Genomic DNA, 13,603 nt, shown 5'->3' with positions numbered 1-13,603 from the left:
TATAATTAGTAAGGAGATTAAAATGTTAGAAGACATCACAAGAAATGACATAAATATATATGTAAAAGAAGATGAAAGATACATAAGCATACCAAAAGATATAATAAATAATAATACACATCTATTAGGTGATTATATAAAAATACAGTCAAGTATAAATAACTTAAAATCTGATATAAATAGATATCTATTTGATAAAAATAGTGCTAAAAACGATACACAGATATTAAATGATATTATAAAATTAAAAAGTGAAGAAAAATTAGAAGATGTACTTGCTTATACTGACATAGATTTAAGTAATATAGAAGATAAATTAAAAAAGCTTTGTGCATGTTTTTCTATAAGTGTAGATGATATAAATTCTATCAAAGATGAATTAGCAAGTAATTATGTAAATAATTCACACGATATGGGTGTAGTAGACAAGTTATACATAAATGAAATAATTAAACATATAGAGGATTCCCATATGTATTCCCTTAGAGATAGATCTAGATATGGGACTATATCTAATGAATATAAGGTAAAAAGTAGAGATGAGATAATAGATTTAAATGAACATGAAATAGGTGGACAATATGCTCCAATACTTGTTATATATAGACCTGCAAAGTATGTAAGAGGTGAATATATACTAGAAGAGAAATCTTATGTATATATAAAAAGGCAACCATTAAATGCCCTTATAAATCAAGAAAGATTAGAAGAAAAAGGTATTGATTCTATGGGAGCTATAATTTATAAAAAGTTAAAGGCAGATCTTACCAATGAAAATCTTCAAGAAATACTAGCCGAACTTTATGTATATTCACAACAAAACTCTTTAAAATTTGAAAATATAAGACTAGCAGATATAACTTCCAATAAAGTATGGATGACAGCAGATAAATTAAAAAAAGAATTCAAAGAACTTAGATATTACAATAAAAACCTTACACAAAAAGTTAAAGAAATATATGATTCTGCTAATAATTATTACACTCAAATAGGAGGAAAGTACATATTTAACACAAGAGAATTTATGCACTCATACAAAACATTTAAAGGTAAGGATATTAGTAAATAAAAATAAAGTCTACATATATTGTAGGCTTTATTTTTGTAAATTTACTTTTGAGTTGATACATAAAATGACTTTTTATATAATTAATATATAGTGTCATAAAAAATCAGATAAAAGGAGAACGTGTATGGGAGAGAAATTTGTAATGTCATTTAGCGGGGGAAAAGATAGTACTCTAGCATTATATAGAATGATAAAAAGAGGTTATGAGCCCGTGGGTTTACTTGTAACCTTTAAAAAAGGCAAAGATAGTTCATTTACACATAGTATAAAAAAAGATTTATTATATAAAGTAAGTAAGTCTTTAGATATACCATTATTAATAGTAGAATGTGACATGAATAATTATGAAAAAGAATTTACAAAAACACTTTTAAAAGCCAAGGATATGGGAGCTAAAATTTGTGTATTTGGGGATATAGATATAGTAGATCACAGAAAATGGTGTGAAGATAGATGCAGTGAAGCTAATATAAAGTGTGAACTTCCACTTTGGCAAGAAGACAGAGAAGCTTTAGTTTATGAATTTATAAACGAAGGATTTGAAACTGTTATAAAAATAGTTAACTTAAAATATTTACCAATTGATTTATTAGGACAAACTTTAAATAAAGATGTAGTTAAAAGAATAAAGGATTTAGGAAGTGATCCTTGTGGAGAAAATGGAGAGTATCATACTTTTGTAGTTGATGGACCTATATTTAAAAATAAAATAAAGTACATACAAAATGAGAATTTCGTAGATAATAACTATGGTATATTAGATATATCATTAGTATAATTATATTTTGTACAAGTAAAAAGATATAGTTTTTAACTATATCTTTTTATGATTATTTAAATATAAAAAATATTTAAAAAGTTAAAGAAATGTAAAAAATTTAACATAAAATTAACAAAACATGTCGAAAATTCTGATAAGATAAAGAGGTGACAAAAAAGTAAGAAAAATAACCATAATTTTCTGAGGAGGAATAGACAGTGAGCATATTCATAAACCTTATTGGAGGTTTAGGACTTTTCTTATATGGAATGAACTTAATGGGAGAAGGTCTTCAAAAATCTACTGGACCTAAGCTTGAAAAAGCTATCGAACTTTTAACTAGTAATGTAGTAATGGGTGTTTTAGTTGGTGCCGTTGTTACAGGAATTATACAAAGTAGTGGAGCTACTACTGTAATGGTAGTTGGTTTTGTAAATGCAGGTATAATGAGTTTATACCAAGCAATAGGTGTTATAATGGGTGCAAATATAGGTACTACAGTAACAGCTCAGTTAGTATCATTTGATGCAAGTATAATATCATCATTAGCCCTTGGGGTAGGAATTATATTATATATGATAGGATCTAAATCAAAGCCAAATCTAAAAAATATATCAGAAATATTAATAGGTTTTGCTATATTATTTATAGGTATGGAATTTATGAAAGAGGCTGTGGCACCTTTATCTAAAATTGAAGCATTTAGAAATATGCTGCAAGGTCTTGCAAGTCATCCAGTAATAGCTTTACTTGCTGGTTTTGCTATGACAACTTGTTTACAAAGTTCAAGTGCATCAATGGGAATATTAATAGCGTTAGCATCACAAGGATTAATGCCACTTTCTGGAGCATTACCAATATTATACGGAGATAATATAGGAAGTTGTACAACATCTTTAATATCAAGTATAGGAACTAACAAAAATGCAAAAAGAGCTGCAGTTATGCACTTAACATTTAATGTAATAGGAACAATATTATTTATGATAGTACTTAACAAACCAATAAGTATGATAGTTACACATTTAGATCCAACAGATATATCAAGACAAATAGCAAACTCTCATACTTTATTTAATATAATAAATGTAATAATATTATTACCATTTTCTAAGTACATAGTTAAGATAGTGATGAAGCTTATACCTGATAATGGTGATGAAGAATATGATGAAAGAGCAACTAAGTTTTTAGATGAGCGAATGCTAGAAACTCCATCAATAGCATTAGGAAATGTTGTAAAAGAAACCTTAAGAATGGGAAGAAAAGCCAATGAAACATTAGAGTGTTCAATAAAAGCTATTAGAGAAAATTCACAAGAAGATATTCAAAAAACTTTTGATAAAGAAGACATAGTAAATCAATTACAAAAGAAGCTTATAGATTATTTAGTGAAATTATCTAAGAAATCTTTAGATGATAAATTAATAGAGCAAGTTGACTTTTTATTTAATACAGTAAATGATATAGAAAGAGTTAGTGATCATTCTGAAAATATGGCTGAACTAGCACAAGATCTTATAAATTCAAATGCTAATTTATCAAAAGAAGCAAAAGATGAAATAGCATATATTTATGAAAAAGTTACAAAAGTATATACATTATCTCTTCAAGCTATGAAAGAAGATAATAAAGAACTAGCAAAAGAGGTACTAGGCTTAGAAGAAGAAGTTGATTGTATGGAGAAATCATTTAGATCAAGTCACATGGAAAGATTAAATAAAAATCTATGCAAAATAGACTCTGGTATAGTTTACTTAGATTTATTAAGTAATTTAGAAAGAATAGCAGATCATTCAACTAATATAGCTAAAAGAGTTATACATTCAAAATAATTAAAAAAACAACCCTAAAAAATAGGGTTGTTTTTTTATGATTTATATTACTATTTTGTATTAAAAATTTAAGATATAGATTTTTACAATACAAAATAGTAATATATACATATATGGTAGAAATAATAAGGAGACGATATGAAAGAGTTACTTGATTTATTTAAAACTTTTGCAAGGATCGGTGGATTAACATTTGGAGGTGGTTATGCAATGCTTCCTATGTTAGAAAAAGAAATAGTAGATAATAAAAATTGGGTTACAAATGAAGAACTATTAGATTACTACGCAGTAGGGCAAGCTACACCAGGTGTAATAGCAATAAATGTTGCAACATTTGTAGGATATAAAACAAAAGGTATATTAGGAGCAGCTTTTGCTACAATAGGAATGGTATTCCCATCACTAGTTATAATTATATTAATAGCATCAACTCTTAAGAATTTTTCTAATTATAAAATTGTACAGCATGCATTAGGTGGCATAAGGGTAGCAGTAAGTGTTTTGATATTTAATGCAGTTTGTAAGCTGTATAAAAACTCAGTTAAAGATAATATAGGAACTATAATATTTTTATCAACCGTTATACTAGGTGCATTTTTCTATGTTTCTCCTATTTATATAGTAGTAGGGGCGGCAGTATTTGGTATAGCCTTTAAATATAGGAGAGATGAAAAATGATTACATATATACAGTTATTCTTTGAATTTTTTAAAACTGGACTATTTGCAGTAGGTGGTGGACTTGCAACACTCCCGTTTTTAAGTGATATAGCAAGTAAATATAATTGGTTTGATAAATCAATGTTAGCTGACATGGTGGCAGTTAGCCAATCAACACCAGGGCCTATGGGAATAAATATGGCAACATTTGCTGGATATAATGCTAAAGGTATTATAGGTTCTTTAGTTGCAACAACAGGACTTGTACTTCCATCATTTATAATAATAATTATAATAGCTAACTTTTTAAATAAATTTAAAGAAAATACTATAGTTACATCTATATTTTATGGATTAAGACCCGCAGTAACTGGACTTATAGCAGTAGCTTTATTTGAAATATTAAAGTTATCTATAATAACTGTAAGTAATTTTGTTGAAAGTAAAAATATATTATATATATTTGACTACAAAGCTTTAATATTAGCTATAGGTATATTTATATTATCTAGAAAATCTAAAAAACACCCGGCTATATTTATTTTAATAGGAGCAGTAGCCGGAATAATATTAGGGCTTTAAAAGATTAGTCAATTTGACTAATCTTTTTTATGATAAAGCAATAACTGTAGAGTTAAAATAGATTTAATAAAAAAGAACTGACATAAATTTTGCTAGTTCTTTTTTATTATTAACTTAATAACAATTTTCAGTTATGGTATAATAAATAATTAGATTAAAGTTAAAGATTAAATATTTAAACTTACGAAGTCTTAAAATAAACATTAGCATAAAACATAAGGAGGCAAATATGAATATAGACAGAAATAAACTAACTCCTATGATGAAACAATATTTTGAAGTTAAAGATAGATATCCTGATTGTATATTGTTTTTTAGATTAGGAGATTTTTATGAAATGTTCTTTGAAGATGCAATAGTTGCTTCAAAAACACTTGAAATTGCACTAACAGGAAAATCTTGCGGATTAGAAGAAAGAGCACCAATGTGTGGGGTACCTTTCCATTCTGCAAATGCATATATATCAAAGTTAGTAGAAAATGGATATAAAGTAGCTATAGGTGAGCAATTAGAAGACCCAGCTAGCGTTAAGGGAATAGTTAAAAGAGATGTTATAAGAGTAGTAACGCCAGGGACAGTACTTGATGGAAGCTTACTTGAAAATAAGAAAAATAACTACTTAATGAGTTTATATAAAAACAATGATAATATAGGTCTTACTTATGTTGATATAAGTACAGGTGAAGTAAATGCCACTTTCTTAAAAGAAGAGAAAGTTATAGAAGAAATAGCAAAAGTTCACCCAACTGAAATTATATTAAATGATTTAGATTTTATAGAGAAACTAAAAAACATAGCAACAGTTAGTAATATATATATAAATGAAAACTTTGATAATAACTACCTAGATGCTGAAATACTTAAAGAATACTTCACAGAGGCATACCTTCAAAGATTAAACTTTGATGATAATGGACTTATAAAGTCTTCTTTATCAATATTACTTAACTATATATACAACACTCAAAAGCAAGTAACATCAAATATTAATAATATAAACATATATAATAGTAGTGAATATATGGTATTAGACATGTTTACAAGAGTAAACTTAGAACTTACTCAAACTATAAGAGCAAATAAGAAAAAAGGTTCACTTTTACATGTATTAGACAAAACATCTACTGCTATGGGAGGGAGACTTCTTAGAAAATATGTAGAAGAACCATTAGTTAATAAAGAGCGTATAAAGAGAAGACTTGATGTTATAGAAGAAATCAAAGAAGATTTTATGTTAAGAGAAGATTTAAATGAAATACTTAAAACTGTATACGATATAGAAAGAATATGTGGGAAAATTGCCTTTGAAAGAGTTACTCCAAAGGAACTAATACACCTTAAAAATTCTATAGAAAATCTTCCAAAGCTTAGAGAAACTATAAATGATTCTAGTGCAAGTATACTTAAAAAATATATAGCTAATATGGATATATTAGATGATATATATAACCTTATAGAAGAAGCTATAAAAGAAGACCCAGGTATAAATTTAAAAGAAGGAAACATAATAAAATCTGAGTTTAATGATGAATTAAAAGAGCTTCGTGATATATCTAAAAATGGAGCATTTTTAATAAAAGAAATTGAAAATAGAGAAAAAGAAAAGCTTGGTGTTAAATCACTTAAAATTGGATTTAACAAGGTATTTGGATATTTTATAGAAATAACTAAAGCTAGCTTAGCTACTGCTAATATAGATGAGAGCTATATAAGAAAGCAAACTTTAAGTAATGCAGAAAGATTTATAACTCCAGAACTTAAAGAAATAGAAGATAAGATATTAAATGCTGAAGAAAAGATAAAGTCTTTAGAGTATGAGATATTTGTAAATATAAGAAATAACATATATGAAAATATAGATAGAATACAAAAAACTGCTAAAACAATAGCAAATATAGACGTATTTGTGTCACTTGCTACTGTGGCATATATTAACAACTACGTTAAGCCAACTATAAGTGACAACAATAAACTAGATATAAAAAATGGTCGTCACCCTGTAGTTGAAAACTTAGTAGGAGAAGAAAACTTCGTACCAAATGATACTTATTTAAATACTGGTGAAAATATAATAAATATAATAACAGGGCCAAATATGGCAGGTAAGTCTACATATATGAGACAAACTGCAATAATAGCTTTAATGGCACATATTGGTTCATTTGTACCAGCAGAGTTTGCTGAAATTCCTATAATGGATAGAATATTTACTAGAGTTGGTGCTAGTGATGATTTAAGTCAAGGGCAATCTACATTTATGGTAGAAATGAGTGAAGTATCTCATATACTTAAAAATGCTACAGAAAAAAGTTTAGTTATACTTGATGAAATAGGAAGAGGAACAAGTACTTATGACGGTATAAGTTTAGCTTGGTCAATAGTTGAATACATTCAAAATAATATAAAATGTAAAACACTATTTGCAACACATTATCATGAATTAACAGATTTAGAAAATGAGTTTAGTGATGTCAAGAATTATTCTATAGCTGTTAAAGAAGATAATGACAATATAATATTTTTAAGAAAAATAGTACCACAAGGCGCTGATAAGAGTTATGGGATATATGTTGCTGAACTTGCAAAGTTACCAGATTTAGTTATAGCTAGAGCTAAAGAAATACTTAGTGATTTAGAAAAAAATCATATGTATGAAAGTGTAACTATAAACAATGAAAAGAATTTAGTTTTAAGTGATAGTATTGATATAGGTAGATTAGAAGACAAATACAATATATTAAAGTATAAATATGAAGAGCTAAATAGGGACTATATATCTTTACAAAATAGTTATAATAATCTAGATAAAGAAAACGAAGAATTAAATAGAAAAATAAATAGTAGTAACATGATAAAAGAAGTTGCAATATCTCAAGAATTAGAGAATGCTTTAAGTAAAGCAGAGGTTAATATAGATTCTTCAAAAGAGTTAGAACTTGAATCATTAAGAACTGAGGTAAATAAATTAGAAGACGAATATAATATATTAAAGTATAAATATGAAGAGTTAGATAGAGACCATATATCTTTACAAAATAGTTATAATAATCTAGATAAGGAAAATGAAGAATTAAATAGAAAAATAAATAGTAATAACAGGGTAAAAGAAGTTGCAATATCTCAGGTATCATTTGATAATCTGGGGCAAACATCTTTACTAGATGAAATAGCAAATATAGACATATTAAATATGACTCCACTAGATGCTATGAATACTATATATATGCTCCAAAGAAAAGCTAAGGATTCACTTAAATAATTACCTTACTAAACTAAAGGTTTGATAAGGGAGGAATAAATATGAATAGAATTAACATCTTAGACGATTTAACTATAAATAAAATAGCAGCAGGAGAAGTGGTTGAAAGACCATCTTCTGTTGTTAAGGAATTAGTTGAAAATAGTATAGATGCAGGAAGTACTAAAGTAATAGTTGAGATTATTGACGGTGGTAAAAAGTTAATAAGAATAACTGATAATGGTTGTGGTATAGCCTCTAGTGAAGTTGATAAGTCATTTTTAAGACATGCAACAAGCAAAATTGAGAAAATTGATGATTTATATGACTTATATTCCCTAGGTTTTAGAGGAGAGGCACTAGCATCTATAAGTGCGGTAAGTAAGCTTGAAATGATAACAAAAACTAAGGAAGAATCAATAGGAACCAAGGTTATAGTTGAGGGTGGAAAGATTATATCTAAGGAACCAGTAGGATGTTCTAATGGAACTACTATCATAATAAAAGATATATTCTTTAATACTCCAGCTAGACAAAAGTTCTTAAAATCAAATCATGCTGAAACTATAAATATAAGTGATTTAATAAACAAATTAGCTATAGGAAATCCTAATATTCAATTTAAATATATAAATAACAACAAACCTATGTTAAATACACCTGGAGATAATAGATTAATTAGCGCCATAAGAAGTATATATGGAAAAGATGTATGTGAAAATTTAGTTAAGCTTAAATATAAAAGTGATAACTTTGAAATAAAAGGTTATGTTGGAGATAATAATGTGTATCGTTCAAATAAAAACCTTCAGCATATATATATAAACAATAGATTTGTTAAAAGTAAAATTATATTAGATGCTATAAATGAAGCTTATAAAGGTATAATACCTATAAATAAACATGCTGTATGCTTTTTAGATATAAAAATTAATCCAGGTAGTATAGATGTTAATATACATCCAACAAAACTTGAGGCAAAGTTTGAAAATGAAAAAGAAGTATATATAGAACTTAGAGATTTAATAAGAAGAACATTACTTAACAATCATTTAATAGGAAAATATGAAGCTAGCGATAGTATAAATAATTTAGACAAAATTAATGCAGTAGATAATAAAAGTAGTATACTAAATAAAAAAGAAGGCAAAGTTAATTTAGATGATATAGCTATGGATAAGATAGAGGTAGTAGAATTAGACAGTCAAAAACCTATAGATAATTTTTTAGGATTAGATGATGTATTAAAAAGTAAAACATCAAACGACAAAAATATAAATGTTTCACATGAAAACAAAAATATTTTATACAACGAAGAAAGTACTAAAGAGGATGTTATAAAAGAAAATACACCTAAAATCTATATAGATGACGATATTAAATTAACTAAGGATTCAAATAATGAATTTTTAATAGAAGGAAAGATAAATTTAGACAAAACATTTTCTATAGAGGAAATAAGTAAGTTAGATGAAGATAAAAATGATAGCTTACAAAAAAGTTTAGAAAACAATATATTAAACACTATTAATATAAATGATTTATCTATAACAAGTGATAGTGAAAGTATTCAAGAAGGATTTTTTAAAGAGGAAAAAAGTAAATTCTCTTTAAGTGAATACAAAGTATTAGGAACTATATTTGATACTTATATAGTAATGTCCAAAGGAAATTCTATGTATTTGCTAGATCAACATGCAGCACATGAAAAGGTCTTATACGAAAGGTATATGGACAAGTTTTATAAAAGTGATATAAGTATGCAAATGTTACTAGATCCAATAATATTAGAGTTATCAAATGTAGATATGCTTCAGGTAGAGAAAAACTTGGAATTATTTATGAAATTTGGGTTTGAAATTGAAATCTTTGGTAATAATCATATAATGATAAGATGTGTACCAACTGTATTTGGAGTCCCTGAAAGTGAGAAATTTATACTACAAATAATAGACAATATAGAAGATATAAATAATAACTATGAACTAAAAGGAGAAAAGTTTGCATCAATGGCTTGTAGATCAGCTATAAAAGCTAATGATAAGATAAAAAATGTAGAAATAAATAGCTTATTTAGTCAGATGGAAGCTTGTGAAAATCCTTTTACTTGTCCTCATGGTAGACCAGTATTAGTAGAGATTTCTAAAAAAGAAATAGAAAAAATGTTCAAAAGAATTATGTAGATAGGAAGGTAATTATGAAAAAGATTCCACTTATAATACTTACAGGACCAACAGCTGTTGGTAAAACAGAATTATCAATAAATTTAGCAAAGTCCTTAGATGCTGATATTATTTCAGCAGATTCTATGCAAATATATGAGTATATGGATATAGGAAGTGCGAAGGTAACTAAAGAGGAAATGAACGGTGTAACTCATTATTTGATAGATGAAGTAAAACCTAACTATGCTTTTTCGGTGTCGGAATTTCAAAGTCGAGCAAACAAATATATAGAAAAAATACATCAAGAAGGTAAAAATATTTTAGTAACTGGTGGTACGGGATTATATCTAAACTCATTAATATACAATATGGATTTTGCAAAATCTGATGCAAACAACGAATTAAGAGATAAATTACAGCAAGAATTAAAAGAAAATGGAATAGATTATATGCATCAAAAACTAAAAGAACTAGATAGTGATGCGGCGGATAGAATACACAAAAATAATACAAAAAGAGTTATAAGAGCATTAGAAGTATGTCTTAGCGGAGAAAAAATGAATGATTTTTCTAATGACTTAAGATTTAATGAAAAATATGAACCGATAATAATAGTTCTAAATAGAGAAAGAGAACATTTATATGAAAGAATAAACAAAAGAGTAGATATAATGATGGATTGTGGACTTATAGATGAGGTTAAAAATCTTTTATCTATGGGATATACTAAGGATATGATATCTATGCAAGGAATTGGTTACAAAGAGATAATAAAGTATTTAGATGGAGAGTACACTCTTGACGAAGCAGTAGAAATTATAAAAAGAGATTCTAGAAGATATGCAAAACGTCAATTAACATGGTTTAGAAGGTATAAAGATGCGAAATGGTTTAATCTAGATGAATATAGTGATAAAAAAGAATTGGAAAAAGAAGTAAATAACTATATTGAAAAAAGATTACAACTTGTATAAAATAGAGTATAGAGGAATAGTATAAAATAAATTAAAATATATTAATCTTTAAAATTTAATTAAGATCTCGGGAGGATATATACAAATGAAAAATGCCGTATTAAATTTACAGGATATGTTTTTAAATAATGCTAGAAAAGATAAAACACCTGTAACTATATTTTTAATGAATGGAGTTCAAGTAAAAGGTTTAGTTAAGGGGTTTGATAGTTATATAATATTATTAGAAGGCGAGAACAAGCAACAAAATATGATATATAAGCATGCGGTATCAACTATAATACCTGCAAGACCTATTAATTTACAGAATCCAAATATGCAAAAATAAACTTAGATAGATAAAAGGCTAACATGTGTTAGCCTTTTTTATTTAATTATAAATAAAAAATATTTTTGAAGATATTAGTGAATTTACTTTTTAATTTGCATTAAAAAATTCAATATGATAAAATTTGATTGTTAAAATAAATAAGACAGGTGGAAAATATGCTAAAGGAAACAAAAGAATTATTACAAAGTTTCTACGGATTAGATGATGAAACATTCAACTTATCTGAAGAAGTTATAAAAGAGATAGAACCAAGATTTGAAGAAATAAAAAAAATAAGAGAATATAATCAATATAAAGTATTAAAAGCAATGCAGGAAGCCAACTTAAGTGATAATCACTTTAACTGGACAACTGGGTATGGATACAATGATATTGGACGTGAAAAAATAGAAGAAATATATGCAAGTGTATTTAATGCAGAAGATGCAATAGTTAGACCTATAATAGTTAATGGAACTCATGCACTAACTCTTTGCTTACAAGGTATAGTTAGACCAGGTGATGAGATATTATCAGTTACTGGGAAACCATATGATACATTAGAAGGTGTGATAGGTATAAGAGAAGAAAAAGGTTCTTTAAAAGAGTTTGGAGTAACTTATAACCAAGTAGATTTCTTAGAAGATGGAAATGTTGACTTAGAAGGAATTAAAGAAAAGGTAAATGATAAAACTAAACTTGTAATGATACAAAGGTCTAAAGGATATTCTTGGAGAAAATCTTTAACAATAGAAGATATAAAAGAGATAATAGATACTGTAAGAAGTGTAAAGCCTGAAGTAATAGTTATGGTTGATAACTGTTATGGGGAATTTATAGAAACTAAAGAGCCAACAGATGTAGGTGCTGATATAATGGCAGGATCACTTATAAAAAATCCAGGTGGTGGACTTGCTCTAACAGGTGGATATATAGTAGGAAGAAAAGACTTAGTAGAACTTATATCATATAGATTAACTTCTCCTGGTATAGGTAAAGAATGTGGATTAACATTTGGTACTAGTAGAACTGTACTTCAAGGATTCTTTATGGCTCCATATGTAGTTAGCCAAGCTGTTATGGGTGCAATATACTGTGCTAGAATGTTTGAAAAGTTAGGATATGAAGTTCTTCCAAAGTATGATGATCCAAGAAGTGATATAATACAAATAGTTAGACTTAAAAATGCTGATGAGGTTATAGCATTCTGTCAAGGAATACAAGCAGCGGCACCAGTTGATTCATATGTTAAGCCAGTACCTTGGGCAATGCCAGGATATGATAGCGATGTTATAATGGCAGCAGGTGCATTTATACAAGGTTCTTCTATAGAATTAAGTGCAGATGCTCCTATAAAGCCTCCATATAATGTATATTTCCAAGGTGGACTTACATTTGACCATTCTAAGATGGGTACATTAAAGGCTATAGAATACATGAAAAAAAATAGTTAATATAAATACTCTATGTTATAGATAATAAGTCTATAATGTAGGGTATTTTTTTAATAAAAAGAAAACTAATATGAATAATATAAAGATATCACTAAGAAACTTAGTTGGATTTATAATGAGGCGAGGAAGTATAGATAATAGATAGTTAGGTTGAGAAAAAGCAATAGAAGGAATTAGAGGGAACAAAAGGGTTAAAAAATTATATGGCGAAAACTATACACCAGAAGTACCTATAAAGCATGCTTTTATATATGAAGGTTTAGACATAATAGTAGAAGGTAGAATAGATGAAAATACAAATCCACTATATTTAGAGCAAGCAAAGAATTATGGATTATATGACTAAGGTACTTCAAGGAGCTAGAAGATGTATAAGAACTAATAGAGATAAATGAGTAATACTTCTCTTAGACAATAGGTATTAGCAAAGAAGGTATCAAAGTTTATTTTCATCTGATTGGAGAGATAATATTAGAGTTAGAAAAAGTGAAGACGTTAAGAATTGTTGTGATAAGTTCTGGAGATAAATAAAGGATATAAAATATAATGATAAGATA

Annotated in this window: 10 protein-coding genes; all 10 read left to right on the top strand. The window is 27.1% G+C overall.

The window, feature by feature from the left end:
• Positions 1-22 precede the first annotated feature (22 nt).
• Positions 23-1,069, top strand: a complete 1,047-nt coding sequence (locus tag I1959_RS09920) for a hypothetical protein (RefSeq protein WP_092925422.1) — start codon at positions 23-25, stop codon at positions 1,067-1,069.
• Between the two features lie 124 nt (positions 1,070-1,193).
• Positions 1,194-1,847 carry a diphthine--ammonia ligase gene (locus tag I1959_RS09915; RefSeq protein WP_195238170.1) on the top strand — a complete coding sequence of 218 codons (654 nt, stop codon included), beginning with the start codon at positions 1,194-1,196 and terminating at the stop codon, positions 1,845-1,847.
• Positions 1,848-2,047: 200 nt separating this feature from the next.
• Positions 2,048-3,664: a Na/Pi cotransporter family protein gene (locus I1959_RS09910; protein WP_092925426.1), complete on the top strand. Its 1,617-nt coding sequence runs from the start codon at positions 2,048-2,050 to the stop codon at positions 3,662-3,664.
• Positions 3,665-3,802: 138 nt separating this feature from the next.
• Complete coding sequence (locus tag I1959_RS09905) at positions 3,803-4,342, top strand: chromate transporter (RefSeq protein WP_092925428.1); 540 nt, start codon at positions 3,803-3,805, stop codon at positions 4,340-4,342.
• Positions 4,339-4,905 carry a chromate transporter gene (locus I1959_RS09900; protein ID WP_207733573.1) on the top strand — a complete coding sequence of 189 codons (567 nt, stop codon included), beginning with the start codon at positions 4,339-4,341 and terminating at the stop codon, positions 4,903-4,905. Before I1959_RS09905 ends, I1959_RS09900 begins: the two co-directional genes overlap by 4 nt.
• A gap of 229 nt (positions 4,906-5,134) precedes the next feature.
• A complete protein-coding gene (gene mutS / locus I1959_RS09895) occupies positions 5,135-8,164 on the top strand; it encodes a DNA mismatch repair protein MutS (RefSeq protein WP_195238168.1) in 3,030 nt (1,009 codons plus the stop codon).
• Positions 8,165-8,205: 41 nt separating this feature from the next.
• Complete coding sequence (gene mutL / locus I1959_RS09890) at positions 8,206-10,326, top strand: DNA mismatch repair endonuclease MutL (protein WP_195238166.1); 2,121 nt, start codon at positions 8,206-8,208, stop codon at positions 10,324-10,326.
• 14 nt (positions 10,327-10,340) lie between these two features.
• Positions 10,341-11,282, top strand: a complete 942-nt coding sequence (gene miaA, locus I1959_RS09885) for a tRNA (adenosine(37)-N6)-dimethylallyltransferase MiaA (RefSeq protein WP_195238164.1) — start codon at positions 10,341-10,343, stop codon at positions 11,280-11,282.
• 85 nt (positions 11,283-11,367) lie between these two features.
• Positions 11,368-11,610, top strand: coding sequence for an RNA chaperone Hfq (hfq, locus tag I1959_RS09880; protein WP_092925437.1), 243 nt, complete (start codon positions 11,368-11,370; stop codon positions 11,608-11,610).
• 158 nt (positions 11,611-11,768) lie between these two features.
• Complete coding sequence (locus I1959_RS09875) at positions 11,769-13,046, top strand: methionine gamma-lyase family protein (protein WP_092925439.1); 1,278 nt, start codon at positions 11,769-11,771, stop codon at positions 13,044-13,046.
• Positions 13,047-13,603: the final 557 nt, after the last annotated feature.

The sequence above is a fragment of the Romboutsia sp. 1001285H_161024_C4 genome (assembly GCF_015550185.1).
Lineage (GTDB): Bacteria > Bacillota > Clostridia > Peptostreptococcales > Peptostreptococcaceae > Romboutsia_C > Romboutsia_C hominis.
This window is presented reverse-complemented; position numbering and strand designations above follow the sequence as displayed.